Origin of the sequence: Kriegella aquimaris (assembly GCF_900103215.1) — a bacterium.
GTDB lineage: Bacteria > Bacteroidota > Bacteroidia > Flavobacteriales > Flavobacteriaceae > Kriegella > Kriegella aquimaris.
Genome location: NZ_FNGV01000012.1, coordinates 56,872 through 83,718, shown reverse-complemented (window position 1 = coordinate 83,718; position 26,847 = coordinate 56,872). Strand labels below are relative to the sequence as shown.

20 protein-coding genes and 1 tRNA gene are annotated in these 26,847 nt (G+C 37.5%); 6 read left to right on the top strand and 15 right to left on the bottom strand.

The genetic code is table 11. The features are described from left to right. Positions 1 to 1,221: 1,221 nt before the first annotated feature. Together BLS33_RS18930 and BLS33_RS18925 are read right to left on the bottom strand one after the other, a co-directional pair. Positions 1,222 to 2,016, bottom strand: coding sequence for a hypothetical protein (locus BLS33_RS18930; RefSeq protein ID WP_089893377.1), 795 nt, complete (start codon positions 2,014 to 2,016; stop codon positions 1,222 to 1,224). Positions 2,017 to 2,037: 21 nt separating this feature from the next. Then, entirely contained in the window at positions 2,038 to 3,498 is a 1,461-nt protein-coding gene (locus tag BLS33_RS18925) for a tyrosine-type recombinase/integrase (protein WP_089893375.1), read from the bottom strand. 242 nt (positions 3,499 to 3,740) lie between these two features. On the opposite strand from BLS33_RS18925, the gene BLS33_RS25445 reads away from it, so the two are divergent. After that, complete coding sequence (locus BLS33_RS25445) at positions 3,741 to 4,367, top strand: transposase (protein ID WP_394330907.1); 627 nt, start codon at positions 3,741 to 3,743, stop codon at positions 4,365 to 4,367. A gap of 55 nt (positions 4,368 to 4,422) precedes the next feature. Here BLS33_RS25445 and BLS33_RS18915 read toward each other — a convergent pair whose 3' ends face one another. From BLS33_RS18915 to BLS33_RS18890, 6 genes are all read right to left on the bottom strand, one after another. Continuing rightward, entirely contained in the window at positions 4,423 to 5,496 is a 1,074-nt protein-coding gene (locus BLS33_RS18915; RefSeq protein ID WP_089893371.1) for a hypothetical protein, read from the bottom strand. Between the two features lie 927 nt (positions 5,497 to 6,423). Then, positions 6,424 to 8,361: a hypothetical protein gene (locus tag BLS33_RS18910; protein ID WP_143017645.1), complete on the bottom strand. Its 1,938-nt coding sequence runs from the start codon at positions 8,359 to 8,361 to the stop codon at positions 6,424 to 6,426. A gap of 487 nt (positions 8,362 to 8,848) precedes the next feature. Next, positions 8,849 to 12,013, bottom strand: a complete 3,165-nt coding sequence (locus BLS33_RS18905) for a type I restriction endonuclease subunit R (protein ID WP_089893365.1) — start codon at positions 12,011 to 12,013, stop codon at positions 8,849 to 8,851. 29 nt (positions 12,014 to 12,042) lie between these two features. Further along, on the bottom strand, positions 12,043 to 13,272 hold the full coding sequence (locus tag BLS33_RS18900; RefSeq protein WP_089893362.1) for a restriction endonuclease subunit S: 1,230 nt from the start codon (positions 13,270 to 13,272) through the stop codon (positions 12,043 to 12,045). A gap of 1 nt (position 13,273) precedes the next feature. Next, positions 13,274 to 16,036 carry a type I restriction-modification system subunit M gene (locus tag BLS33_RS18895; protein WP_089893358.1) on the bottom strand — a complete coding sequence of 921 codons (2,763 nt, stop codon included), beginning with the start codon at positions 16,034 to 16,036 and terminating at the stop codon, positions 13,274 to 13,276. A 13-nt stretch (positions 16,037 to 16,049) separates the two neighbouring features. Next, positions 16,050 to 16,247, bottom strand: coding sequence for a helix-turn-helix domain-containing protein (locus BLS33_RS18890; RefSeq protein ID WP_089893356.1), 198 nt, complete (start codon positions 16,245 to 16,247; stop codon positions 16,050 to 16,052). Positions 16,248 to 16,634: 387 nt separating this feature from the next. On the opposite strand from BLS33_RS18890, the gene BLS33_RS18885 reads away from it, so the two are divergent. The 3 genes from BLS33_RS18885 (at position 16,635) to BLS33_RS18875 (ending at position 18,204) form a co-directional block, all read left to right on the top strand. Beyond that, positions 16,635 to 17,360, top strand: a complete 726-nt coding sequence (locus BLS33_RS18885; RefSeq protein WP_089893353.1) for an SOS response-associated peptidase — start codon at positions 16,635 to 16,637, stop codon at positions 17,358 to 17,360. A gap of 308 nt (positions 17,361 to 17,668) precedes the next feature. Next, positions 17,669 to 17,947, top strand: a complete 279-nt coding sequence (locus BLS33_RS24930; RefSeq protein WP_089893350.1) for a hypothetical protein — start codon at positions 17,669 to 17,671, stop codon at positions 17,945 to 17,947. Between the two features lie 5 nt (positions 17,948 to 17,952). Next, complete coding sequence (locus BLS33_RS18875; protein WP_089893348.1) at positions 17,953 to 18,204, top strand: hypothetical protein; 252 nt, start codon at positions 17,953 to 17,955, stop codon at positions 18,202 to 18,204. A gap of 109 nt (positions 18,205 to 18,313) precedes the next feature. Here the strand turns inward: BLS33_RS18875 and BLS33_RS18870 are convergent, their stop codons facing one another. The 7 genes from BLS33_RS18870 to BLS33_RS18840 form a co-directional block, all read right to left on the bottom strand. Then, positions 18,314 to 19,189 carry a DUF6371 domain-containing protein gene (locus BLS33_RS18870; RefSeq protein ID WP_089893345.1) on the bottom strand — a complete coding sequence of 292 codons (876 nt, stop codon included), beginning with the start codon at positions 19,187 to 19,189 and terminating at the stop codon, positions 18,314 to 18,316. An 87-nt stretch (positions 19,190 to 19,276) separates the two neighbouring features. Beyond that, a complete protein-coding gene (locus tag BLS33_RS18865) occupies positions 19,277 to 19,456 on the bottom strand; it encodes a hypothetical protein (RefSeq protein WP_089893342.1) in 180 nt (59 codons plus the stop codon). Next, positions 19,456 to 20,514: an AAA family ATPase gene (locus BLS33_RS18860; RefSeq protein ID WP_089893339.1), complete on the bottom strand. Its 1,059-nt coding sequence runs from the start codon at positions 20,512 to 20,514 to the stop codon at positions 19,456 to 19,458. Before BLS33_RS18860 ends, BLS33_RS18865 begins: the two co-directional genes overlap by 1 nt. Continuing rightward, the gene (locus tag BLS33_RS18855; RefSeq protein WP_089893337.1) at positions 20,511 to 21,029 is read right to left on the bottom strand and encodes a DUF6290 family protein; all 519 of its coding nucleotides are present in this window, start codon (positions 21,027 to 21,029) and stop codon (positions 20,511 to 20,513) included. The genes BLS33_RS18860 and BLS33_RS18855 overlap by 4 nt, the downstream gene beginning before the upstream one ends. Before the next feature lie 129 nt (positions 21,030 to 21,158). Next, on the bottom strand, positions 21,159 to 22,097 hold the full coding sequence (locus BLS33_RS18850) for a hypothetical protein (RefSeq protein WP_089893334.1): 939 nt from the start codon (positions 22,095 to 22,097) through the stop codon (positions 21,159 to 21,161). Continuing rightward, positions 22,098 to 23,390: a tyrosine-type recombinase/integrase gene (locus BLS33_RS18845; RefSeq protein ID WP_245731552.1), complete on the bottom strand. Its 1,293-nt coding sequence runs from the start codon at positions 23,388 to 23,390 to the stop codon at positions 22,098 to 22,100. Between the two features lie 111 nt (positions 23,391 to 23,501). Beyond that, positions 23,502 to 23,574 (bottom strand) — tRNA-Met (locus BLS33_RS18840). Positions 23,575 to 23,763: 189 nt separating this feature from the next. Here BLS33_RS18840 and BLS33_RS18835 point away from each other — a divergent pair. Then, positions 23,764 to 25,245, top strand: coding sequence for a Na+/H+ antiporter NhaC family protein (locus tag BLS33_RS18835; protein ID WP_089893329.1), 1,482 nt, complete (start codon positions 23,764 to 23,766; stop codon positions 25,243 to 25,245). A gap of 271 nt (positions 25,246 to 25,516) precedes the next feature. After that, complete coding sequence (gene era, locus BLS33_RS18830) at positions 25,517 to 26,398, top strand: GTPase Era (protein ID WP_176801448.1); 882 nt, start codon at positions 25,517 to 25,519, stop codon at positions 26,396 to 26,398. The last annotated feature ends 449 nt before the right edge of the window (positions 26,399 to 26,847 follow it).

Genomic DNA, 26,847 nt, shown 5'->3' with positions numbered 1-26,847 from the left:
AATTTATGGGATTTTTTATTCTATGGCAAACAATACAAAGATTCTCGATTCATGTTTGCTGTTTCTCCTAAATTAAAACGGCACAGATAGGGTATTGGAAATTTTTCTTCAGAACTGTATATGGATTTCTGTTCTTATCAATCTTCATTTGCGACTATATCAGATATTGAAGTAACTTGTTTTCGGTTAGGTTAATACTTTGCACAAAGCTTTTACTTTGTAAATGGTTGATATTAATATGTACAAAATAATTTTACCCTATCCATACCCTATCTTAATTATTTGCAGATATCCTTCGGTGTTTTATAAAACGGTTTTGATAAGTCAACATCAAGGCAGGATTCGGGTGTTACGACATCCTAGTGCACCCTAATTATACGAATAAGGTATGATCATACCCTATTTGTTAACTATATATGGTATTGGTAATCAGTAACATAAAATTATCATACCCTATTCTATACCCTATCCGTACCCTATGCCATACCCTATGGATACCCTATCGTTTTTTCGCATACCCTATCTGAATTATTTACAGATATCCTGCGTTGTTTTATAACACCGGTTTTGACAAGTCAACATCAAGACAGGATTCGGGTGTTACGACACCCTGTTGCACCCTAATTACATCAATAGGGTATGACCATACCCTATTTTTAAATCATGTATAGCGTTGATAATCAGCAATATAAAATTATTATACCCTATCCGTACCCTATGCCGTACCCTATGCCGTACCCTTTCCATACCCTATCAAATACCCGATCGTTTTTTCACATACCCTATCTGAATTATTTACAGATATCCTGCATTGTTTTATAACACCGGTTTTGACAAGTCAACATCAAGACAGGATTCGGGTGTTACGGCACCCTAGTGCACCCTATTCCATACCCTATCCGTACCCTATGGTTAACCTATCGGTTTTTCGCATACCCTAACTGAATTATTTACAGATATCCTTCGATGTTTTATAAAAACGTTTTTGACAACTCAACCTCAAAACCTGATTCGGGTGCTACGACACCCTAGTGCACCCTAATTATGTGAATAGGGTATGATCATACCCTATTTGTAAATCATGTATAGTATTGATTTTGAGTAATATAAAATTATCATACCCTATCCGTACCCTATTTTATAGCCTATCCATACCCTATCCATACCCTATGCTATACCCTATCGGTTTTTCGCATACCCTATCTGAATTATTTACAGATTTTAAGTTGCTCTTTTAAAGACGTTGTCGATTAGATATCGAATGGCTTCGGCATCGGTCAATACCGGTCTTTTTTTCTTGTCGGATTTTTGTTTGGGATTCACCGTTTCCTTTTTAACAGGATCCGCTTCGGGTGTTTTGGTAGCCTCGGTATCGATATCCCGGTTCCTTTCGAACCCGAATTCGTCGTTGAGGTTGAGCAAGACCTTTAGATACGCCTCGAAAGTAACGATCTCGTCCAGTATCGGAACCGCCAAAAGAAGGGCATTGGCGAAAAAGCGGTTGTCGCCCATAAGGAAACGGGCCAGCCCTTCGGGGAAATTCACGATCAAATTTTGGGGCAGTACGTCACGTCGTATTTCCAAGAGCTCCATCTTTTCAGTATTGCTTACCCGTTGGCGTCCGTTCGGGCCTTTGTGCATCCGGATCATATCGATACGGTCCTGAAGTATTTTTTCCGCAATATACAGGTAATGGCCGCGGGCGACCTTTTTGACCTCCATTGGTTCCAAAAGGGTCGTTTGCCTGTTATAATTATAGAAGAAATCGATGAACATATTGGTGATCAGATCCGCATAGTTCGAGACAATGAAGTTATAGAATGCATCCATAAGTTCTTTACGGGGCTCAGTTACCTTTCTGCTGTTGGCTTTGGTGATGGCGATGGGGGTGCCGTCCAACGGTATGGATATCACATCTGTCGAATGGTAGAGCCCCTTGGCTACATAAAAAGCGATACGTTCTTCCTGCGAAAGTGAAAGGAGGTCCGTTTTTGCCAAAAGTCCGAAATAATCCATACGAGTTTTAAATATAGTTGTTTAGTTGTCGACTTCCCTCGATCTAAAAAGTGCGGAATAATCCTGGGGCAGCACCGCATCGATGTCCCTTAAATATTTTTCGAGTGCCGTCTGTGTCGTATGGCCAGTGATGAGCATCAAATTGCTCTTTACCTCTAGGGGAGTCATGGTCTTTTCCATTTCACGATAGAGCTTGGTGATATAAGTATGCCTGAAACTATAGAGCCCGTAATCCTTCCCAAGTCCAAAGTGCTCTTTGACCTCTTTGAACCGACTTGTAAAATAGGTACGCTTGTTCATTTCGGCGGTGTCCCAAACGCCCCCGATTCTTTCAGGGGTGAAGAGGGAATGTTCCCGGTCCATTTTCGACAGGTCGGGCAGTTCGTCCAATAGGATCTCGGGGATGATCTTTATTTTGACCGCTTTGTTCTTGGCGCGTACATATAATTTACCGTCTTCTATATCGAGGTCGCCTACTTTTAGTCGACATACCTCGATGGGCCGTAAAAAATTATAGGAAATGAACTGTATGAACAGGCGGAGCACCGGGTCGTTCTTCTTCAAATACAGATCGATTTCCTCGACCTGTTTGGGTCTATACGTTTTGTTCCGTTCTGGAACGGATTTCAGCACGTTTATTTTCAGGATAAAGTTTTCCGTAATCTGTTCGTTGTCCTCCAAGGTGGTAAAGAACGAGCTCAACGCGCCACGGGCATTATTGCGGTTGCGCGGACTTGTTTTTTCGAGAATGGCGTTCAGGTATTGGATAACGGTCTTTTTATCGATCTTGGTGATATCGGAGGTGTCATCCATATTTTCTTCCAGCCAACGTTGGAACTTTAGGATATGGCTCTTGTATTTCGGATAGGAATTCTCGTTAAGGATGCTTTTTTTGATACGTAGCCCGATCTCGAAAGCTTCCTTGACCGAAACTTTTTCCTCCTGTTCAGCTTCTTCGCCCTGCACGGGTGTTTGGGGTGTCCCGACACCCGTTTCAGAGGGTGCGGCCTGGGGCAGGGGAGAGGGCTTTTCTTTTACGACTGGTCGTGGTTCCGGTTCTTGGGTAATAACGGTTTCTGGATCCTGAATTTTTGTTTCCTCTTGTTTAACTGTTTTACCAAAAAATTTGGCCTCCAGTTCCGAGTTGTCCTTATAAGGGTCGAACCCGTACTCGAGCAATAGGAGCAGGTTGCGCTGTAGGGTCTTCAGGAACTGTAATCGTTTGGTCTTGGTCTTGTACCGATTGGCACCTGCCTTGATATTAGGAAGTCGTTTAAGTTTTCCCGTTTCGGAATCCCTAAAGGAAAAATAGACGTACCAATCCTTTTGCAGTGCCTCGGTCCGTTCCTTTTTCGATAGCTTCGACCAGTTGTCGACATCGACTCCACCGGTATAGATTTTGGGTTCGGAATAGTTCAATTTCATTGAAAAAACGTGTACGTTTTCGTGTACGTTCTGTAAAAGTACGGAAATAGCGGGCATAAAAAAACGGTCTGTGGGAACACAAACCGTTGAATTAATTAGCCTTTGGCCTAGTAGCGGGGACTGGACTCGAACCAGCGACCTTCGGGTTATGAGTTTGAAAATATGACTCAAAATGGCCTATTTCCCCCTATTTTTTAACTAAATCGTATTCGGAATCGTATGCGTTGATTAATATTCATCTGAATTCAAATATAGGTTAATATTTTGATTGTAATACATATTCATCATTGCCGTAATACATATCAGAGCATCCTGAAAAACTGAGAATAATTGTATGTAGAGTACCTGTCCTAAACTTTGGGGAATCTTCACAGGCCTATCACAATATAAATATCATAAAGGAAAAATCTGAAATATACACGCCGGATTTTGCACAAATTCAAAAGGCGAGAATTCCCTATATAAAACCCTTAAGCTCAAGGAAGCTCGCTAAATATATTGGATCCTGTCCAACTGTTATCAAGGATCCCGATGAGCGAAGGTATTTACAAACACTATTGGATAATATCTCGGAACTGCAGGTAATTCAAAAATTGGTACAGATTTTCAGAACGATGTTAAGAACAGGACGCGGTAATATAAACCGATGGATCGAATTTATTAAACGCTCAAAATACAAGATGGCAGGATTGACGACTTTTGCCAATGGTTTGCTAAGGGATATTAAAGCCGTTAAAAATGGGATTAATATGCCCTGGAGCATTGGTGCTGTAGAAGGACATGTAAACAGGATAAAGAGTATAAAAAGACAAATGTATGGCAGGGCTTGCTTTGACCTATTGCGTAAAAAGGTAATATTATCTCAAACCGGCTCATCCATTAAGGGGAGCTTACACATTTTTAGGGAAGGCTACAAAGTGGCTTGAATGGATCTGTCCTTTGCTGAATTAACGGAATTTACAACCGTTACAATTGTTAACTTTAGATTTTTCCAAAGATGTTGATTGGCAAACCTATTGAAAATCCAAGTGCTCCTTTTTCTTTTAAAGTAAGTGGACTTAGCTTATTCTTAATATCAGGAATTTCATATTTTAAAGTGAAACTGGCAAGTGTTTTATCTGTTCCCTTTTTCTTAGTAATTGGAATTGTTATTCCGAAACCAATGTCAGTCGATTTTAATTCTTTAGTAAGTGTTTGTTTTCCATATGTACTTAATCCAACATAAAAGTCTTTAGAAGGGGATATCAATGCCATTAAATTGTAATTAATGTTGGATGTGTTCTTTGTTATTATCTCTCCTTGTTTAATCTTTTTTTCGTCTGATGAAACTTCTATGATATTACCGTTTGCATCAGTTATCGATTCAATTTCACGGATGTTAACTGATTTTAATGAAGAATAATTGTTGTCATTTGTTTTGAATTCAAAGCCTAATTTACCGTTAAAAGAAAGCCAATTTGTGATGTTCTTAGAAGGGTAGAAGAAAAAGTTAACGTCTGATTTCAAAATTAAACTATTTAGGTTTTGTTCTGAAAACTTATCTTTATTTAAAAGTGTTAAATCTCTATTATAAGTTTCCAATGTTGAATAATTATAACCTGCTTTAAAATTTACCCACGACCAAAATAATTGAGAAGCTTCATTTATAGTTCCATTTTCAACATTTCCTCCGAATAGACTATTAATATCTGATGTATAAAATTTAGTAGTTGTAGTTAAAAACTTCGTGAAATTAAAATTTATTCCTAAGTCAGGTAACCATTCACCTTTTTTAACTAAGGGTGTATAATCATTAGAAGACCCTATTTTTCCGTCAATATAAAATTGATTAAAGACTCCATTGTTTAAAGGTATGTTAAACTTTAATTCAGGGCTTTGTGTTATGTCAAAGACGAAACTGGTTATGGGAGTTTCTGTATTTGTACCTACTATTTTTCCAATAAAATCGTTCAATTCGGCACGTCTGATTGAATCAGGTCTCTCGTCTAGTATTTGTTGGGCATTAGAAAGTAATACTCCAAAAATCATAAATCCACTTAAAATATACTTTTTCATATTATTAGGCTTTTTAATTAATTCTAATTGGATTGCGGAGGCTTTCCCATAATTGCTGCAATTATAATTCAGATTTGTTAAGAAATTGAACTCTGAAGCAATAATATAAATGTAAGAAATGGAACCTTATGTTTTTAAAATGTGTGTGTTAATTTTCTTACTTGAAGTGGATTTCGTTATTTCTGACTAACGGGTGTAGCCTTCCCGTTTTGTTGGCTTCCCCTTTTTGTAGGCTTCCCCTTTTTGTAGGCTTCCCTAAAACACTTGACAAATTGCTTCAATGTCATTACTGTTTCTAATCTGGCTACAAATGTTCGACCTTACTCCTTGGGGTAGTCGAGATAAAACGGCGTAGATATCTTTGAATTTCTGTCTTAATACTTTTCTGTGCCTGTTGACTATTAGGCGAAAATCAGGATCGAAAAAAGAGAAATCAAAAGGACCTGTGAGCATCCCCCGATCTTTAGTGGATAAGTATGCTGGAGATTTGAATATTGAAAGCAAATAGTCCTGTGAATATAACTGGTTTATATTTAGAGAACACGCGATTCTGTACTTTCTTAGTTTGTCAATATCCTTTGGTTTCTTGTAGGATTATGAAAGTGGATAGATACAACCTACCATTGGATGAATGGGTGCAAAAAACGGTCAAAGTGAACCACTTAAAACGGATTTTTTTGAACCACTATAAAAAATAGTTTAAGGTTATGTTGTAAAAGGGTTTGCAATAAATATTGCTATGCTCACTTTCATCCGGCGCACGTGGTTCACTTTGACCGGCTCATCCACTATGCGTACCTTGGTACGTTTATTTAAGTTGATTTCAACTTAAATGGAAAGTTATCTAAATAGTAAATTGTTGTAGTCGAATACTTTTTTGTTATAGATTTAAAGGAATTCAGGTGATATAGGATTAATGCGGTCCATTTAATGAGTCATTCTTAACGGATCAAAAGTCAATTTTGCAGCTAATTCAATTACTCCTATAGTACAGTTATTGTTCAGTAGATTGTTTAAATCCATTTCTCTTCTTAACAAATCATTATACTCTGTAACCATATCTGCATGCGATGTATATGTAAAAATATTGTGAAATGGGTCTAGAACAGTCATAATGTTATTTGAAATATTTCCATCGTCATCAGTTGGAAAATCCCCGCCAATACCGCCTATCGGGAATCCTCTCGAGCCCGCAATTCCAGTTAAGAACCCAGATAAAGCTGCTTCTTGGCCGTAGCCTGCAGGGTCAACATGTGTAAAAGCGGTTTGAGTTGAACCGGCATGACATCCTGAGCATGTGTTTTCAGAAAAACTCCTTAAAGCTTCGTGGTCGTTAATTTGAGTTCTGGAATCTCTTGTTCCATAGTAAGATGGGTGATTGCCGACAGGTGGAAATTCTGTATGGGCTTTCCCACCTAAAAAATCTTCTCCTTCAAATTTTTCAGGAACTGTATGCTTATTTCTTTTTATCAAGAATGCGAATGAGTTAATATACCTTTCAAGCCTTTGAACATCGGCATTTATTGGAAATTTATTATTATATTTTACTGCTGGTTCCTGTTTTACAGTTGTAGGTGACAATCCTGTATTCGTAAGAACAAACTCGCGTAGTTCCCAAGGTGAGTTAAGCGCAATTTCATTTGTTCTAAGTTGATTTAAAGAGCTTTCATTGGGTTTGCTGGTGTTTGTGCCACATTGAGTGAACTGATTTGTAATATTCTCTAATGCCGCATTATATGCCGGTGTTCCTATTGTTAAGTTATTCAAATTTTCCCACTCTTGAGCATATGCAACAAGATCCGTACAATTGGTTTTATTAATTCCATATTCTAAAATAATATTGAATTCTTTTCCAAGGAAGTGACAGTTATCTAGAACCGTGAATACGAATCTTCCTTCACCTGCATTAGAAAACCCATATCCTGAGTTCCCTCTCAAATCTAACCTATTTACTATCGCGGTTAGCTTCATTGGTGCGAATTTCATATCTAATACTCCTACTCCAGAAGGCGGTAATCCGCTTCTATCTTCCCATTCGCTGAGCACGTTAGATATATTTCTTGCGGCAACAGTTTCACCATTAATAGTTTGTTGTGATGTCCAAGTAGAAAGCCAATCTCTAACAAAAGCGGACACTTGAGCATCATTAGCAATTAAATTTGGAGAAGGAGATGCCAACTGCCTCATTAACTCTCCGAAAGTCCATACTCCGTTTGGATTTCCTTGATTACCCGACGTTGCACATGGATTAAAAGTTCGAGTAGGATCTTCTACGACCTTTGTATCTACTATTAATAGGTATTGTTTTCGCTGCGACAATGTACGTGGGGGACGGTTCAAGGGTAGTAATCCGATCGGAATTGAAATTTCTTCGTTTTTTGTAAATATTCCAAATTGAAATTTCTTAATATCTTCTATTGGGTGAAATTTCATTCTTCTTCTATCAAATGTAACCAAGCTATCATTTTTAATAATCTGTTTCTGTCGATTCAATAATTCGGATTGAAGTTTTTTGATATTTTCTTTAATTAAAATTGAGAAATTACCATCATGAGCATTATTATCTGCTCCTTTACCATCATCTCTTAAAACCACTTTTTGATTATCAATTAATAATGCTAGATAGCTTGATTGGATTTCGTTTTTTTCGAAAGTTGCTACCAATCTAATATTTTCATTTTCCGAAGTTGGGCTTTCCAGAATTTCTATTTTTATTTCCTTAGCAATTGGAGGTTGCATTTCGAATGCAGAATTGATTTTTGTTTTCTCTACAATACTTTTGTAATCATTCTTTTCTTTAGACAAATCACATGAAATAAGGAAAATTGTTGCTATTAATACGAACCATATTTTATTTGTATTCATAATGCTTATTTTAGCTAGGTTAGGTTTTTTAACATTTCATTCCGCATAAGAATATAGTATAGCCAAATCAAAGTTTTCATATTGCGTAGAATGATGTAATCAAGAATTGATTGTAAAAATATAATCTATCAGAAAATTATAATGTACCAATGTATAGTTGTAGGTTAATTCTGTATAATTAACTCATTTTGACGTACATATGATTATGTTGTGGTTATCACATTTATACTATCAAGACAATTCAATAAGTTGCAAAAATCGGTGATAGTATACCACTCTCGCCGCGTTAAACTGAGCCACCCAAAACTAGTCAAAGTGAACCACGTGCGTCGGTCGAAAATGAACCACTGAAAAAGTCGATTCTATTTGTAAAAAGCCAACGGTGTTTTTTTGATAAAATGACGATGGCTAATTGTAGCCTTACCCGTTTTGTAGCCTTACCCGTTTTCGGGCATTGCAAAATGCAATTTTTTTGTTATTAGTATCCTCAACTTCCATATCTATTTTTTGGTAGATTTGGACTTTTCGGTAGTTCAAACCCACCTTCCAAAATAAACTTCTGTAACAAGTTGTCTACACGTATATTAACTTTAAACTGAGGCAGCTTTTTACCCTCCAATTCTCCAAAGTAGATTTTGGCTTTTTCTTTGTCTACAGTATTTTTAAGGTCTGAGAACCTACCGTACTCGTTGATGCTTTTTGCACTAAGACCTGATTCCATCATACTACGCAGACGAGCTTCATCTAAACCCAACACTGTAGCTATTTTGCGTATTTGGTCATTTTTAGCATTGTACTGGTATAGTGTAATGTAGTCTTTAAGTGTTCTGCCCGCTTCTAGTTTTACATTACCACGCTGTACATCATGCAGGAATAAATTAGCATACTTCTGATGCTCTTGGGTAAGGCTTGCAAAAGACTTGTGAAGTTCATTCAGTGTTTGTTGCACATCTTCTTTCCTTACAGCCTCATCTTGTAGTTTTTTTAGATACTTCTCAAAACGAGAATTCATATAGTCAGCATCAATTTTCCCTGTATCAATCTCTGTGATATATCCTTCTATCTCGTATGGAACACCAGAACCCATTGCTCCTTCACCCGAGCCTGAAAGCTCTTTATAACGCAAAACTAAAATATCATAGGTATGTTTATCTAAAGCTAGCGTAATATTTTCTTTCTTTCTACCTTCTCCGAAAGTGTATTCTAATTTTTCCCACACAAAGCGTTGTACTTTAGCTGCTTCTAAGTACATATTGAAGGCATTAAACAACTTGGCAAAACGACCACGTTCCGTTAGGTCATCTGGTAACTTTTCAAAATTGGCAACTCCTGCAAGTTCAAATAGTTGTGCAATCTCATCATACACGGCATTTATTGCTTTTAAATTGTGGGGTAAACGCTCCACAAACAAGCCGGTTACTTTATCACCAGAATATAATTTTATGGCTGCGTTTATATTGCGCTCCATGGTGTGTGGCTTACGGTAATAACGTATGGTGCCGTGTGGTTTTTCATCACGTTTAAAGAGACGGTTGGTACGTGAAAATGCTTGTATGATGTTTTCATACTCCATCTTCTTGTCCATATACAAAGTGTTTACCCACTTGCTGTCAAAACCTGTGAGCATTTGGTCTACTACAATTAAAATGTCCAATTGCTTCTCGGGTTCTTTCTCTATTCTTAGGTATGGTGCTTTATGAGACATTCTAGAAGCAATATCTTTTTTCATTTTAGCGTAGTTCGCTAACTTAAAATCTTGTTCATATTGCGCATTGTAGTCTTCTATAATTTCTATAAGTGCATCTTCTTTATATTCAGAATTGCCGTTATTATCAATAGTAGGGTCAAAGAGTGTTGTAATTTTTAAGTCGGGTTTTACACGCTTTAATGTTCTGTAATAGCGCACAGCCATGGGTATACTACTGGTAGCAAATATGGCGTGGAATTTTCCATTCTGGCTCAAAATGAGCCAGTTGCCCAAAATATCTTCTACTACTTTTGAGATGTGTTGCTCACGGTCGTATTGGGCATTGGATAAATGGTCTTCTATACCTGTTTCATAGGTGCCTGCATCATTATATGAACCTGCCATAGGCACATCGTTCAAGTACTTTAGAAATATCTTCTTCTTTTTTGTATCGCCCAAGGCATCTTCTACACTAGATGCTTTAGATTTTTCTAAGGCCACCGCCTTGCGCAGGTCTTTATCTTTATAAGTAAGAACCTTGTATGGGTCAAACCCTAATACGTTGCCATCTCGTATACCGTCTGCAATGCTATAACGGTGTAGCTCGTCTCCAAAAACAGTAGCGGTGGTATTAAGTTTCTTTTGGTTTTCATCTTGTATGGGCGTACCTGTAAAGCCGAAAAATATAGCCCAAGGAAAGGTCTTTTTTATAGTAATTAGCATATCGCCAAAGGTGCTACGATGTGCCTCATCTACAATAAAGACAATACGCTTATTGTTCATCATGGCTATGTCTGCACCTTTAGTTCCTTCCTCCTCGGTAATAAGACTCATTTTTTGAATAGAGGTGACAATCAAAGTATTTGCTGGGTCGTCACTTTTTAACTTCGTCACTAAAACGCCAGTGTTCTCCGTTGCTTGTACATCTTCATTGTCATCACTAAAGCCACGGTATTCTTTTAAAGATTGTGTGCCAAGCTCTATTCTGTCCATTAAGAAGATTACTTTGTCCGCATCTTTTGAGTTGGCTATTAGCTGTGCACTTTTAAAACTGGTCATTGTTTTGCCAGAGCCTGTAGTGTGCCATACATACCCGCCTAGTGCTTGTCTACTCTTCCAATCTGTTTTTGCTACTTTATCACTTATAGCACTTGCTGCATAGTATTGATAGCTACGCATTACTTTAAGAACGCCATCACTCGTATCTGGTACGGTGTAAAACCCTATAAGCTGGTGCGCCATAGGTATAGAGAGTAAATAAGTAACTACATCACTCCATAAGTTTAAGGGTTCGTTATTAAAGTCTGCCCATTGAAAATAATAGTCTTTGTTGAATATACCATCTGGACCAGGGTTTGCAAAGTACCTTGTTTCGTTAGGCTCCATGGCTACAAAAACTTGTACTAAAGAAAACAAGCCTGTAAAGACACCAGCACGTGCGTACTTTTCTATCTGATGGTATGCTTGACTTACTGGAACATTACTTTTTTTAAGCTCTATGTGTATAAGCGGCATACCGTTTATAAGCAATATTAAATCTCCACGACGGTCGCCTAGTATGTTAGACTTGCTTTTGTATTGTGGTTGCTGTGCTATTTGATACCTACTTTGCCCAGCAGCAATTTCGTGGCGGTCATAAATTTTAAGACTTACTTCTTTACCAAAATGCAAAGTGTCCTTTTCGTTATCTCTTGTAATGGCTACCGTCTTACCATTTATAAAACCATTAAGCTTAAGTGGTGTACGTAAGGTGTTTACCTGCTCTAGTATTTGCTGCATCTCACCCTCCGTAAGTGGGTGGTCATTAAGGCGGTCTATATCGCGGTTGTTCTCAAAAAGTATATTTGCCCAGTTATCTAGTAAGTCTTTTTCTGTAGGTTTTTTAATGACCTCACTTTCCCAACCTTTATGCGATAAGGCTTCTATAACGGCTTCTTCAAAATCACTTTCTTTATTAAAAATCATATTTATAAACGGTACTAGTTGGGTTGGTTTTAAGCGACAAACATTTTACTAAGGCAGGCTTTTTTAATGCTGTTAAGTTTTTTCAGTTGCTCATTGTGATTTAAAATTAGGTTATCAAGGTTTTCAAAATACTGGCCTATTTTTATTTGTTCATTTTCAATAGGAAACTTGAAAACCATATTTTTAAATACTCCTGTTGTTATTTGATTTATTGTCGCTCCTAGGTTTTCTTCGACTTGCTTTTGAAATAATAGAGTACTTAACATAGCATTTAAAAAGGATGGTACTTTAGCTCGAATTCCTGTCATAAATGCACCTATTACCGTATTATTCATTGCTCTTTTTACTTGTGCATGCTTACCAATTAAGTTTCTTGAACCATTTCTAACTACAACTACTATATCTCCAACTTCCACATATGTACAATTAATAACACTTGAATCAACATATACGTTATCGGCATCAATAATTTCATCTCGTTTGACATTTGAGGAGCGCAAAACCAGCGTATCTGCCTTACTATCTACATCAAGAGGTGAATATGTTAAACCACTGAAAAAATGAACTTCATTGTCTAAAGTAGAATCTTCCCACTCCCCATCAAAGCCTTTAAAACGTATCTCTGGGATTGTAGCGCCCTCTTGTGGAAACATCTTAACTAGCATTGCTTTTTTTAGGTTTTTAAGTTTTGTGAGTTTAATCTTAGATACAGATATTGATTTATTTAAATTTTTAAAAAAATCACCAACAACTTTCTGTTCTTCTATATTAGGAAAGAAGAATTCCATTTTCTTAAAGGGACCAGTTGTAATTTGATTAATTGTTGCTCCTAGATTTTTTTGAATTTCTTTTTGAAAGGTTTGAGTATCCAGTAAAGCATTTATAAAATCAGAATTATTCTTAGGTCTTAGTCCGGTCATAAAAGCACCTATGACTGTATTTTTTAAAATTTCCTTTATTTGAGCATGTTTGCCAATTAGTGAACGTGAACCATTTCTTACTACTACAGCAATATCACCTTTTTCAACATTTAGACAATTTACAATCTCGGGATTTACAAAGACATCATCAGCATTAACAAGTTCACTGTTTTTTACATTAGATGAGCGTATCACAAATGTTCCTTCACCTTTTTGTACGTCTAGCGGTGAATAAGTTAATCCACTATAGAAATCAATTTCATCTTCAAGATAGTTTTTTTTCCATTTGTCATTAAAACCCTCAAACCGCACTTCTGGGCTTTTATTTTCTGTTGCCATATTAAATATTAGTTTTTAGTAGGTACTTAAACTCGCTTAGTGCTTTTAAATCGTGCTCGTTTCCTGTAAGGTTGCCCAATAGCCCTGCAAGTTCGTTTTCAGCTTGCTTAATATCTTTGGCTACATCACTATAGGTAGTAGCATATTTATCTGTTAGTTGCTGTAACTTTCGAGAAAGCGTATCTATAATGGCATCAGGCATATTTTCTAATGCTTTAACTAATGGTTGTACCCATTTATGTTCAAGCAGGTCATTTATCTGTGCATCGGTTAAATTTTCAATAGTTTCTTTAGTGAGCATGTGGAGTGCAGCAGCTTCTTTTTTAATTTTTGCTTTTAGGTCCTTTTGCTCTATAAGTAATTGGCTTGCTTTTACTACTTGGTATTCAAAAGTGTCTTCTTTAAATGTAAAAACACTCTGCAATTGAGACAGGTATTTGTTTACTGTAGTTTTACTATAGGTGCCATCTTTATTAGCATCCATAGCGCTCCATTGTATTGCTTTGTTGGCTTTTATAAAAGTTTCTTTTTCTAGTTTACGTGCTTTATTGTCTAGTAACTCTTGGTAGGCTTTAATCGCATTAATTTCTGGAGTTTCTACTTCTGCATAGGCTTCCTTTACCACTTCGTTTAACTCCTTGGCTACAAAGGCATCACTTTTATCATTAAGCAGGCTACTGTCTTTTTCTTCTTCTGGTAATGCTTCAATAATTTCGTCAATCTCCGTGGCAATAGCGGTAAGTCGGCTTTCATTTATAGTGAGCGCTTCAAGCTCCTTTGACAAATACCGTTCTTGAACTAGAGTAAATGGCATAATACGACCCTTCCAACCTTCTTGTACTTCAGTTTCTTTACCGTTTTTCTTTTTCATCACCATATTAGGGTCTACTACACGTGCAGCATCAAAGCCTTCGGTCTGTATAATTTCTAGGTCTACCTTTATAGTTTCCCAGTTATCATCTAACAGTTGGTAAGCTTCATATTTGTCTATAAGCGGTATGGTCTCTAGACGTTTAAAAATTTCGTTGCTTAATATTGTTTTCTCTTTGTTTACCTTAACAGCAGCTGTATTGCTTACTAATTGCTGGCTTAGGTACTGGTCAAAGTCCTTAAACGCCTGGGTATACGCATTCGCAAAAGCAGTAACATTAGCGTGATTTACAATGCTTTCTTTTATAGCTGTTACTTTCAACTTAGCATTTACGGCTGTAGTTCTTTCAAATAATGCTTCACGTAACTCTGTGAACGCATCCCAATACTTATGTAGTTCGTCTATCTCATTTACCGGAATACCACCAAACATAGAGGCATAGATATCCCATTTTTCGGCAGGCTCAGAAGAGTCTACATAGCGCGGTATGTTTAGGTTGTACTCGTTGTTACGTATTTCATCACGCTCAACCGTTCTAGAAAATTTATGTATGTTAGCTCTATCACGCACCGCATCTGCAATACGCCTTATATCACTAGCACGTAACTTGTTGTTTTTGCCATCTTTAAGAAAACCTTTTGAAGCATCAATAATTAAGGTATCGGTATTGGTACGTTTTTGTTTTAAAACAATAATAATAGTAGGGATGCCCGTACCAAAAAATATACCCGATGGCAAACCAATAATGGCATCAATGTGGTTTTTTTCAATGAGCTGTTTGCGTATTTTACCTTCTTCACCACCACGAAAAAGTACCCCATGTGGTAGTACAATATTCATAATGCCATCTGGCTTTAAATGGTACAAGTCGTGTAATAGAAAGGCAAAATCTGCCTTGGTTTTAGGCGCAAGACCAAAACGAGCATAACGAGGATCAGCTTCCTTATTAGTTGGGGTCCATTTTTGTGAATACGGTGGGTTAGATACTACCGCATCTAAATACAAGGTGTTATAAGTATGTACTGGGTCGTTCTCATCAAAGAATGGCCAATCGTCTTCTAAGGTATCACCATTTCTAGTCTGTATGTTCGTTGGTAAAATACCACGCATCACCAAATTCATTCTGGTAAGGTTATAGGTATTTTGCTTTAGCTCCTGTGCATAGTATTTAATGTTGTTTTCATCATCCATATACTTCGCAATGCTGTTACCTATGTTAATAAGCAATGAGGCAGAACCACTACATGAATCATAAATTTCAATTTGCTTACGGTCTTTTAAATGGTCTGAAATAATTTCTGATATAAGTACAGATACCTCATGGGGCGTATAAAACTCTCCTGCTTTTTTACCTGCGTTTGCCGCAAACTTTTCAATTAGGTATTCATAGATAAAACCAAGAACATCATAGTCTTGTTTGCCATCCATAGGGATGCTCTTAATTAAATGCAGCAAATCTGCAATGGCTTTGGTTTGCTTGGCTGCGGTATCACCTAATTTACTTAAACCTGTTTCCAAAGTATTGAAAATACCATCAAAAAGCTTTTTGTGTTTAGGACTAATTAGTCGGCTAAAAGCAGATAAAGCTTCTCGTACATTTGATACATCAAAATCTTTACCAGCACTGATCCAAGTGCTAAACAAATCATCATAGGCTATAAAGTATCCTATGTTTTTTTTAATGAAATCTACCGTTTCGGTATCTTCTTCGCTCAAGGCTTCAATATCCTCTTGGGTGAAATCTTGATTTTTAGCGAACTGTATTTGCTTTTCCGATAGGTATTTATAAAAGATGAAGCCAAGTATATAATCTTTGTATTCATTTGCCTCAATTTTGGAACGCATTTGGTTTGCAGATTCCCAGATTTTGGCGGCTAGTTGTTGCTTGTTCATTATTTTTTTAAGTTTATTCTTCTTTGTTAGAGACTAAAAGTTCTTTTGCATCTACATTTAAAATATGGGCTACTTCGTAAAGCACTTCTAAGCTAGGTTGGTTACGGTTTTGCACATACCCATTCACAGTATTAAAGCTCTTACCTAGCTTATCCGCTAGCCATACTTGCTTTATACCTTTTTCTTCCAATACCTCTTTTATACGATTCATCTTTTAAGTGTTTTTGGGGACAGAGATTAAAAATAGACATTACACTATATATACCAAGTATTGCATTATATTTTTATTCAATTATTTAGGTTCTTTTGATACAAATTTTTAAGCTCCTTTGTTTTTCGGTGGCGTACCCTCACGCAATGCCCGCACCTCATGAACTTTTGGAAAATACCCCCCCCCACTTTTATATTAGTTGATTTTTTGCTGAGACGTTTTATAAAATTGTTGTAATACAAAAAGGAACCCCATGTAATACACTTTGTTTTCCACCTAATAAAGGTATAAAGGGTAAAATTCCTGTATTACAGATATAATGATAGATAGAATGCGCTAAGTCCATCGAAAAATGATGTAATAAATGAGATTTTAGTATATTTAAGTATGTGTTATTCGACTACATTGGACAAGGAACATGACGAAGTGGAGGCAAGGATCCGAAGACGGTTCAAGGTGCCCTTGGAGTACAGACCTTACTACTACCAATCTGCCTTTAACCATGAGAACCTATATATTGTTCCCCAAAAGGAAAAAGAGGAGATCGTTCCGGCTGTTTGGGGCCTAGTTCCCGAATATGCAATGAAGGGTAATATTAGCGAGTTCTTGAATAAGAATTATACGAACAATGCCAGGGCCGAAACGATTTTTGAAAAGCGCTCCTATAAAGAGTTTCCATTAACCAATAGATGTTTGATCCTAGCTTCCGGTTTTTTCGAACCCCACCACCTTAAGAATACTGCCTACCCTTACTTTTGCCATTACACCGATAATTCCATTTTTTGTTTCGCGGGACTGTATTCTCAAATTGATGATGAAGTCTATAGTTGTACGATTATTACGGTAGAGGCCAACGATTTTTTTGCGGAAGTACATAACAAAAAAAAGCGGATGCCCTTGGTGCTTGATGAAGAATTTGAGGAGGAATGGCTAAGGAACGATCTAAGTAGACCACATATAGAGGAACTTATGAGGGTAGGGTTCACTACAAAGGAATTCGAGGCCTATTCCGTTACACGCAATCTATATAAGCCAAACTACGAACGCAATACACCGGAGGCAATTAAGTTTGTGGACTACTCAGAATTGAATCAACAGGGTTCGTTATTCTAGGGAATAAGCTCAATTGGTTCGAATCAATAGGCTCTTGTACGACTATATCATTATCATATAGCCAATACTGCATATAACCTACAAATTCATCTTCGTTTTCATCCGCACACTCCATACAAAAGTTGCATCCCAAACCAACCGCCTTATTGGGGAAATCATCCGGTTTCTCGATAGTGTAGACCTCGCCGCACTTGCAATGTAAATTTATATTAGATTCCATATCAGTTTTTATTATATGTGTTAAAATTACAAAAGAATATGGTCAAATTCCATAAATTTGGAAATAATCCAAATACTCTATAATTGCAATGCATACAATTGTCTTCCATAACCGAGATACAAAAGCAATTAGAAGTCTTTTAAAAGAGATAGGGGAGGCTAGATATAACAGTGCCCTAATGGATGAAGGGATTACGCAGCCCCCGATAACAATGAACGGATTCTTCTTAGAATTTGATACCAAGACAAATAACTTAAGCCTGTTCCACCGCTACCCGTCCCATGTAACACTTTTTATAATGTCCGTGTTAGGTTATTGGAGTGTGCCGAATGAAAATTGGATAATGGTAAGGAAAGAAAATAAATAGAAATAATGAGCCTATATAGACAGGAAAAATTGATTTATACCCTTTTAAAATTCAGGTGGAAAAAGTATGGCCTTACTCATATTAAAGTGGAATGCTATAATAGGTTTCAAGGTGATAAATACATCTGCCGATTAGAGGTCTTCAAAGGTGGTAGGGGAATCAAAAACAGATTAATGAAGTATGAGGCCCAATTGGAGGATAAGTTTGTTGTGGAAGCCGAAAGGAGGCTAAAGGAAATTCTTGTCGCTGTTCCTTGATAATTTTTCTAATTATAGAATCTGATTGATGCTTTTAATGGTTGATTGCCGTTTCCTTAGTGACGAAATTAGAGTAGTAGGTGTGGCAATCTCCAACTCGCAGGATTAATTAAGTTACTAGACATTCCTTAGCCAAAATTAAATCCGCTAAATCGTATCCATCTCGAATATTCTTTTTTCTTTCAAGAAGATCACTACACTCTATTTCGAAGCCCTCTTTTTCAAGAAGCTCCTTCTTGTCGTTCCATTTTAGAAATTCGGTCTTATCGGGATAAAGAATAATGTTGTGGTTTTTTAAAGGCTGTAACAATGGTTTTTTCAGATTTGATTTCGAACCCGTAGCCATCCAATGATAGGAGGGAAACCCCATGCTCATGATGATGGCCGTTTTTTCCGACTCAACAATGCAAACGGTATTTTTGTTCCGGTCATTTTCAAGTAGGTGTAATCCAAAAAGACACTGTTGTAATACAAAGTCCTTGACACGTAAAACCTTGTGCATCCAATTGATATGTGAGTAAGGTTTTTTTACTCTATTTCCTGAATTACAGTCATATAGCATGACTTTGCCCGTACGGATTCTTAATTCATTATCAATTTGCCAGAAAATCGTAGCCCCATTCCAATGGTTAGAAGTTCCTATGTAATACTCCTCTATTACTCGTATTACATCTTCCTCTTCGAAGTGTTTCAATAAAAAGGATATAAAATGGTTGTGATCATAATCAACACCGAATTCACCTATTAAACTTTCGTTCAAAAACGTGGGTTTATTAGGTGTTGGTACGAAGTTTAAATCGTTCAAGGGTTTATTGGACGATGGTGATGTAAAATAGCCACATTTGCTTTCGCGGTCGCAGCGCCCATAATTATAACCTGCATAATTACCGGACCCATTGTCGAAAAAACGTACATAGGATTTCCGGTTACATTTGGGGCAAAGGAACTTTTTACTTGACTTGTCCAATGAATATTTGTACTGCATTTCTTATTGAATTTTTACCTCGTACCCTCGTACCTTTATTCGGGGTACGAGGGTACGATTTGATATTATTGTAATACACGATGTTAACTACATAATGTTATCGATTAAGTATCTGATACCATCTTCTACCGTAAAATCCGGAAGTTTCTTCCGCTTTTTCTTGATCGGAGTTTTATTGGGAATATCTTGCCCGAGCATATAGTATAGCCGTTCCTGCTCTTTCAGGGAAAGTGCTTTGGCTATCTTATATACATCGGATGCTATCATTAGTCAATACCCAGTGTTTTCTTTCTTTTGCGAACAGTAGCCTCATTAATTCCCAATTGCCTACCTATTTCGACATTGGAAAGGCCTTGGGAAATAAGGGATTTCATGGCTTCATCCCTTTCGTCAAGTCCGTTACCGTTACTTGTATTACATCGTAGATGATCGTATTCGGAGTTATAATGGAGAAATCTGAATTCTAAAAAGTTTACATCTTTTTCCAATGAGCATGTAATGACATTTTCAGTATGATAAACTTGTTCCGTATTCCGCTGTTTTATCTGTTTGAGATAACGGTGCTTAGGGTCGTTCTGGCTAAAGCCTATGGCGAAGGCACTATCACAGAAGTTGATAAGCATTTTACTGCCTGCCAGATCGTTCTTGCTGATAGGTTTTGAATCGTCCCTTTTCGGAGTATGTGCCAAGACCAAAATGGAAACCGAAGACTCCTTGGTTATTTTTTTCAACTTCTTCATCAGTTCCAAGGCATGTTTGGACTTTTCATTATCGTTTCCCAAGAAAGTAAGGTTATCGATGATGACTACCTTGGCGCCACTTTTATTGATTATAGATTTGAGCTGGTCACATAAATAATCCTCGATTCCCTTATACTCTTTCGGAATGTCGGTAAGCGGGTTTATTTCCGCTCTAAGGAAATTTTGGCTAAACCGATAGTGGTTCTTATAATCTTTGGAATAACGATTTTCAAATTGTTTATCCGAAAGTTCAAAATCCGTATATACTACCACTTGTGCCTCGGCTTCCAACTTGAAGTTGTCAATAGGGATTCCACTACTAATACTCTCTGCAATTTGTACGGCAAGTATCGACTTCCCGACATTGGTATCCGCATAGAGAATGGCAAGTTCGTATTCATACCAGAATTCACTGAATAGCATATTCGGGATCGGTCTGCGTTTGGCCTCGTCTATCCATGTGTTGACCGGTTTTACTATCAGACAATTTTGGTCCGCCTTCTTTTTAAGGAGCTGAGATTCTTTGGACCTGATGTCTTCACGGATTGTCTCCTTGACTTTTTCAATTGATTGTTTACTGCTCATAGTTCCTTATTTTCAAGTGACCATAATTCATTGATCAGTAAACAATAATCGAAGGATAGAGCGTTGCCCGAAATGGGAAAGGTGAAATGCTTGTTCGAGTAGTCCGGTTCTACTACGAAGCGGTTTAAGTCACTTAGAACTTTTAAAAATTCCAACTTTAAGTCTTGAGAGAAGGAACTTCGCTTTAAGGTCTTTTCGACTTTGTACTTGATGCCGTTAATCGCCTCAATAGAATTGTTGTCCGTTGGCTGCATGTATTTATAGAACAGCCAAGCCAAAAGCGTCGTAAATTCATAACTTTTTTCAAAACCGGGGATAGGCCGCCCTTCATCCAATATTATTGGCTCCAGATCCAAATTAATGCTCGGTTCATCCAGTTCCTCATAGGAATCCTCCAAGTGAGTGGTAATTACATCTCTTATATAATCGGATAATGAGCAGCCAAAGTCTTCGGCTAGATTCTGTAAAGTAGTTTTCTGGTCATTACTGACCCTTAAATTAATCGTTGTATTCATTTTGTGAATTTTGGTTAATGCAAGTAACTGCGATTAACCAAAAAACACTTGTCCCGATTTATGTCCGAGGCTTGTCTTTTCTTGTCTGAAACTAGGGAAGTTTGTCCAGATTGTTAATGGTAAGGTATTCTAAGGGAAATTGTGCCATTCTTCTTGTAAGAATTCAACCCGTTCGCTGTGTTTGTCATTGATCAAATTGGAGTAATCTCTAATTTTGGTAATCCTAATTCCATGAACATCTAAAAGGAATTTCATAAAATCCTCTTTATTGCCATTTAATAGATTATTAGATCTGAGCACCTCGTGTAAACTTTCTATCCGGGCTGGTATTACATCTTCAAAACTCTCTATTTGGTGATGGACGAATTTATAAGTTGTAAAATCCTTGAATAATTTTTCATATTTCTCATACAGTTGTCTAAGGCCGTCCTTTCCGTTGAAAAGGCTATCTTCTTCGAACTGATATGTTTTATTTAAATTCAACAATATTTCCAAATTAGCCTCAAAGTCAATAATTTGATGTAATATAGGGGTGCTTTCAAATGTGTTACGATTGAAATAGTAGATTTCGCCTCGTAAAAAGGCCAATATTATAGATCTTTGGCTTATAAGCAATTCCTTGAATTGATTACGCTTTCCATAAAGGACTCCGAATCTGTTTCTGTAGGCATCGAGTTCACCTGGAAGACATTCTTTATAGATACGTTTAAATTCCTTCAAGGCCAACTTCTTTTTTTTCTTTTCCGAAAATCCGAATACCGTATTGTTGAACTTGGCATGAAATAAAATAGGGGCGTGTTTTAAGTATGCCTCATAAGTATTTAGAATGAATTTGTAAATGCTGTCCGTAAGCTCGTCACTAGCTATAAATTCCTTGTTGTCTTCCGAAAGACCAGTTTTAAAATTAATTTGTCCAGGTACGTTATCATCTATGTGTTGATTTGGGATGAAGGAAACAGAATAAGAAACACGGAATAACTTTTTCTCCAACAAATAGTTGTTCTGTTCGTCCCTGGTCATCTCAAAGAATGCGGGATTTTTTATGGAACCGAAATATTTATACTGCATTTATTCCAATAGTTTTGAATAGTCCTCGGGAAGCGCTGCATCAATATCCCTAAGGTATTGCTCCAAGGCTTTCATCGAACTGTGGCCCGTGATTAATTTCAATTTACTTTTGACTTCGAAAGGACTGGCGTTTTTCGCCAATTCCCTATATAATTTGGTGATGAACGTATGTCTGAAACTATACATGGTATAGTCCCCGCCCAACCCGAAATGGTCCTTGACCTTCTTAAACCGTTTTGTGTAAAAATTCCGCTTGTTCGATTCCGAAGTAAACCATACGCCTCCTATACCATCGACCGTGAACAGGAAGTCATTTTTGTCGAACTCTGTCAGGTCGGGAATTTCCTTTAGCAAGATATCAGGAATGATCTTTGTCTTTACTGGTTGGTTCTTGGCTTTTAGGTAAAGTTTTTTATCCGTTACATCGATATCCTTTATTTTTAACCTACATACTTCTACAGGTCTAAGAAAGTTGTAGCAAATGAATTGTATGAAAAGACGTAATACAGGGTCATTTTCCGATAAATGATTGTCGATTGTTTCTAAAAGTTCAGGTGTGTAACTTTTATGTCGGGTGGGTATCGCACGTAATACATTGATTTTCCTAACAAAATTGTGCTGTATTACATCATTGTCCTCCAAAGTTTGAAACAGAGAGCCCAAATCGGTTCGTGTATTGTTCCTGTTTCTTGCACTGGAACTTTGTAATACACTGTTCAAGTAGCGTATTACAAGTTTTTTGTCAATTTGGTCAATGCCTTCCTTTAGTTTGAAACCTTCGCTGGCCAGCCATTTCTTGAACCTTTCGATCCGGCTTTTAAATTGTGGGAAAGAACCTTCGGACAAGACGCGCTCCTTTGTTTCCAGAACAAGACTGAAGGCGTCAGCTATACTGATAACATTCTCCGTCCGGATTTTTTGTTCCGGAACTTGCTTCAAAGTAGTCTCCAAGGCCGGCTCTTTTTCCTTTTGGGGATCGAGGCGATTTTCCAGATATTCGATGAGCGATGCATTTTCTTGGTATGGGTCGAATCCCTCCCGAAGTACAATGGCGAGTGCCTTCTGCATTTGTTTAAGGATATGGTATCTGCTTTCCTTGTCCTTGTACCTGTTGGCACCGGCTTTGATCTGGGACTGTCTTTTTAGTTTTCCCGTTTTGGGGTCCCTGAAGGAATAATAGACGTACCAGTCCTTGCCTAGTGACTCTTTTTGTTGCTTTTTAGACAACGTGGACCACTGGGAAATATCGACCGCTCCAGTATAGATTTTAGGTTCGGAAAAGTTCATTTTCATGCAAAAAACGTATTCGTTTTCGTATACGTTTCGCAAATGTAGAAAAATAGAGGACATAAAAAAACGGATTGCACGCATGCGATCCGTTGATTTAATTGGCCTGTGGCCTAGTAGCGGGGACTGGACTCGAACCAGCGACCTTCGGGTTATGAGCCCGACGAGCTACCTACTGCTCTACCCCGCGATGTGGACGGCAAAGATACAACGCTTTGATGATCTTATCCAAATCTATTTTGAATTAAATGGAAAAAAAGCGGTTAAAATTTTCATCAAAAATTTAAAAAGACGTACTTGTAGTTTGCCATTTCCAAAATCTTGCTATTTTGTAACGATTTTAAGCAAAAATCCTTCACCTTAATGCACCCGATTATTTATGGATAACTATGGTTTTCTCTCAATTTTACCACCCATCATCGCTATTGTACTGGCACTCAAAACCAAACAAGTTTATATAGCCCTGCTTTTTGGGATATGGTTTTCTTGGATCATCATCAATGATTTTAATTTTCTTACTGGAACCTTGGCAACCATTGAGGGGATGGTGAATGTTTTTAAATCTCCGGGAAATACCCGAACCATTATGTTCAGTGCCCTGGTAGGTGCATTATTGCTATTTATTCAATACTCAAAAGGGGTAGAGGGATTTATAAACCAAATCAACAAAGTAATCCTGTATTTTGAGAAAAAGCAAAGCGGCTATAGTAGGGTGGTAGTGCAACTCATGGCATTGCTAACAGGCCTTTTGTTGTTTGTCGAGACCAGTATAAGTTCCTTAACGGTAGGAACGCTATATCGTCCAGTTTTTGACAAACTGAAGATTCCCAGGGAAAAATTGGCCTACATAGCCGATTCCAGTTCTGCCCCTTCCTCTATTTTAATTCCCTTTAATGCTTGGGGAGCCTTTATAATGGGATTATTGCTCACCCAAGGCATAGAAAATCCTTTCGGGACTATGCTTTCTTCCATAGCATATAATTTTTATCCTATTCTTGCCATAGTCATTGTTTTTGTGGTCATTATTACCAAAAAGGATTTAGGGCCTATGGCAAAAGCTGAAAAGCGCACAAAGGAAACAGGGAAATTGTTAAGTGATACAGCCAAACCCATGTTGTCCAGTGAGGTGACCTCTTTCGAGTCCAAAGAAGGAATCAAGGCAAAAGCTTACAATATGATCGTGCCGCTGGCTACTATGGTATTGATGATGCCAATATATTTGGCCTATACGGGTTGGGATGCCGTGGAGGATGCGGCTTCTTTCGGAGACCATATTTTTAAGGCAATTGGCCAAGGTTCCGGTTCATCGGCTGTGTTATATGCTGTGCTTACCGCAATCTTTGTGGCCATGGTACTGTACAGGTCTCAAAAAATAATGAAGACCAAAGAAATGATCGATCTTGTGCTAAAAGGGATAAGCGAGTTGATGCCCTTGGCCTTGTTAATGCTTCTTGCCTTTGCCATTGGCGATGCCTGTAATGAACTGGGAACCGGACAGTTCATAGCCAATTGGTCTAAAGACTGGTTGTCACCGGCTTTTTTACCGGCTGTTATTTTTGTAATCAGCTCATTTATTGCCTTTTCGACCGGAACTTCTTGGGGTACTTTTGCTATTATGATGGCGATTTCCATGCCTATGGCCGAAATTCATGGGGCACCACTGCCCTTAATAGTAGCCGCTACTTTAGGGGGAGGGGTTTTTGGAGATCATTGTTCGCCTATTTCGGACACCTCCATTATTTCATCTATGGCCGCGGCCAGTGATCACATAGACCATATTAATACGCAACTGCCCTACGCCCTTATCGGGGGGATTGTGACGGTTGTTCTTTACGTGATTTTGGGTTTAATTATGATATAAATGATCCTATTTAAGTAGAGATACTTCCCCGCTTGGGTGGCAGTTTCCTATTTATCAATCTTTTGTAGAGTTACAAACTACTATTTTCAGCCTTTGGATGCTTGGGACTGGGTAAGGTAAATTAGAATTCAGAAAGCATTTGGGACGGATTTGGTAATAAGCTCAAAACTTGCTCAATACCTGATGATACGGTGAAACAGCGCTATTTGGGAAAGTAAAGTCCAAGAATTTTTTTGGTTACCTTTGCAATTCAAATAGCTAAAAAGAGAAGATGTTGCATAAAGCCGGTTTTGTAAATATTATAGGTAATCCTAACGTGGGTAAATCGACCTTGATGAATGCCTTTGTAGGTGAGAAATTATCTATTATTACTTCGAAGGCACAAACTACGCGCCATCGGATTTTGGGTATTGTCAATGGGGATGATTTTCAAGTGGTCTTGTCAGACACCCCTGGTATCATCAAACCGGCGTATGAACTACAATCAAGCATGATGGGCTTTGTGAAATCGGCTTTTGAAGATGCCGATGTGCTTTTATATATGGTGGAAATAGGAGAAAAGGCGTTAAAGGATGAAAGCTTTTTTGATAAGATCCGTGGTAGCAAAATACCTGTGCTGTTGTTGCTGAATAAAATCGATACTTCAGAACAGGAAATATTGGAAGAACAAATTCAATATTGGCAAGAACAACTTCCGAGTGTCGAGATTCATGCCATTTCTGCACTACAGAATTTTAATGTAAAAGGAGTCTTTGAACGAATTATCGAGCTGCTACCAGAAGCACCTCCATATTATCCCAAAGACCAATTGACAGATAAGCCCGAACGTTTTTTTGTGAACGAGACCATTCGTGAGAAAATCTTGATACACTATAAAAAAGAAATTCCGTATTCCGTAGAAATCGAGACCGAAGAATTTGTCGAAGATGAAGACATCATTCGCATGCGGGCGGTAATCATGGTAGAACGTGATTCTCAAAAAGGTATTATCATCGGCCATAAGGGCAGCGCTTTAAAACGTGTTGGGGTAGAGGCACGTAAAGATCTGGAGAAATTTTTCGGCAAACAGGTACATATAGAACTTTATGTAAAGGTGAACAAAAACTGGCGTAGCGATGCGCGGCAGTTGAAACGTTTTGGGTACAATAGTTAAATGCCTGAACCATTTTAAACCGTTCAATTAAAGAGCTTGATTTTTTTTAACTTTCTTTCAAATCTCAAATTTTGTCTTTGACCATAAACGAAGACTAATATTAAAACCTTCAAGAACAGCTGCCTTTTAATATACCAGTTTCTTTCATAATCTTGAGACAGGCTTTCCTGAATTTATCGGGTACTCCAAATAGTGTAGCTTTGAATGAATATCTTTTAGTGGAATTTTTTGCGTCTGAAGGCTTTTGGTTATTCCTGCAAAAGAATCTTTCAACGATATAAATCTTCTTGTAATTATTAATATAGTCTTTAATACTGTTTCTATCTATCAAATCTACTAGTCTAATTCCCAATTTTTAACGGACTTAACATAACTTCAGAAAAGTGGATGAAACCCAGTGCGATTCCCTTTACATTTTTCATGATGCATTTGAACAGGTTCTATGAGAT

Coding starts and splice junctions, on each gene's coding strand:
- BLS33_RS18930 (WP_089893377.1), bottom strand. CDS start 2,016: ATGGATTATTTCGGACTTTTGGCAAAAACGGACCTCCTTTCACTTTCG.
- BLS33_RS18925 (WP_089893375.1), bottom strand. CDS start 3,498: ATGCCCGCTATTTCCGTACTTTTACAGAACGTACACGAAAACGTACAC.
- BLS33_RS18915 (WP_089893371.1), bottom strand. CDS start 5,496: ATGAAAAAGTATATTTTAAGTGGATTTATGATTTTTGGAGTATTACTT.
- BLS33_RS18910 (WP_143017645.1), bottom strand. CDS start 8,361: ATGAATACAAATAAAATATGGTTCGTATTAATAGCAACAATTTTCCTT.
- BLS33_RS18905 (WP_089893365.1), bottom strand. CDS start 12,013: ATGATTTTTAATAAAGAAAGTGATTTTGAAGAAGCCGTTATAGAAGCC.
- BLS33_RS18900 (WP_089893362.1), bottom strand. CDS start 13,272: ATGGCAACAGAAAATAAAAGCCCAGAAGTGCGGTTTGAGGGTTTTAAT.
- BLS33_RS18895 (WP_089893358.1), bottom strand. CDS start 16,036: ATGAACAAGCAACAACTAGCCGCCAAAATCTGGGAATCTGCAAACCAA.
- BLS33_RS18890 (WP_089893356.1), bottom strand. CDS start 16,247: ATGAATCGTATAAAAGAGGTATTGGAAGAAAAAGGTATAAAGCAAGTA.
- BLS33_RS18885 (WP_089893353.1), top strand. CDS start 16,635: ATGTGTTATTCGACTACATTGGACAAGGAACATGACGAAGTGGAGGCA.
- BLS33_RS24930 (WP_089893350.1), top strand. CDS start 17,669: ATGCATACAATTGTCTTCCATAACCGAGATACAAAAGCAATTAGAAGT.
- BLS33_RS18875 (WP_089893348.1), top strand. CDS start 17,953: ATGAGCCTATATAGACAGGAAAAATTGATTTATACCCTTTTAAAATTC.
- BLS33_RS18870 (WP_089893345.1), bottom strand. CDS start 19,189: ATGCAGTACAAATATTCATTGGACAAGTCAAGTAAAAAGTTCCTTTGC.
- BLS33_RS18865 (WP_089893342.1), bottom strand. CDS start 19,456: ATGATAGCATCCGATGTATATAAGATAGCCAAAGCACTTTCCCTGAAA.
- BLS33_RS18860 (WP_089893339.1), bottom strand. CDS start 20,514: ATGAGCAGTAAACAATCAATTGAAAAAGTCAAGGAGACAATCCGTGAA.
- BLS33_RS18855 (WP_089893337.1), bottom strand. CDS start 21,029: ATGAATACAACGATTAATTTAAGGGTCAGTAATGACCAGAAAACTACT.
- BLS33_RS18850 (WP_089893334.1), bottom strand. CDS start 22,097: ATGCAGTATAAATATTTCGGTTCCATAAAAAATCCCGCATTCTTTGAG.
- BLS33_RS18845 (WP_245731552.1), bottom strand. CDS start 23,390: ATGAAAATGAACTTTTCCGAACCTAAAATCTATACTGGAGCGGTCGAT.
- BLS33_RS18835 (WP_089893329.1), top strand. CDS start 23,764: ATGGATAACTATGGTTTTCTCTCAATTTTACCACCCATCATCGCTATT.
- era (WP_176801448.1), top strand. CDS start 25,517: ATGTTGCATAAAGCCGGTTTTGTAAATATTATAGGTAATCCTAACGTG.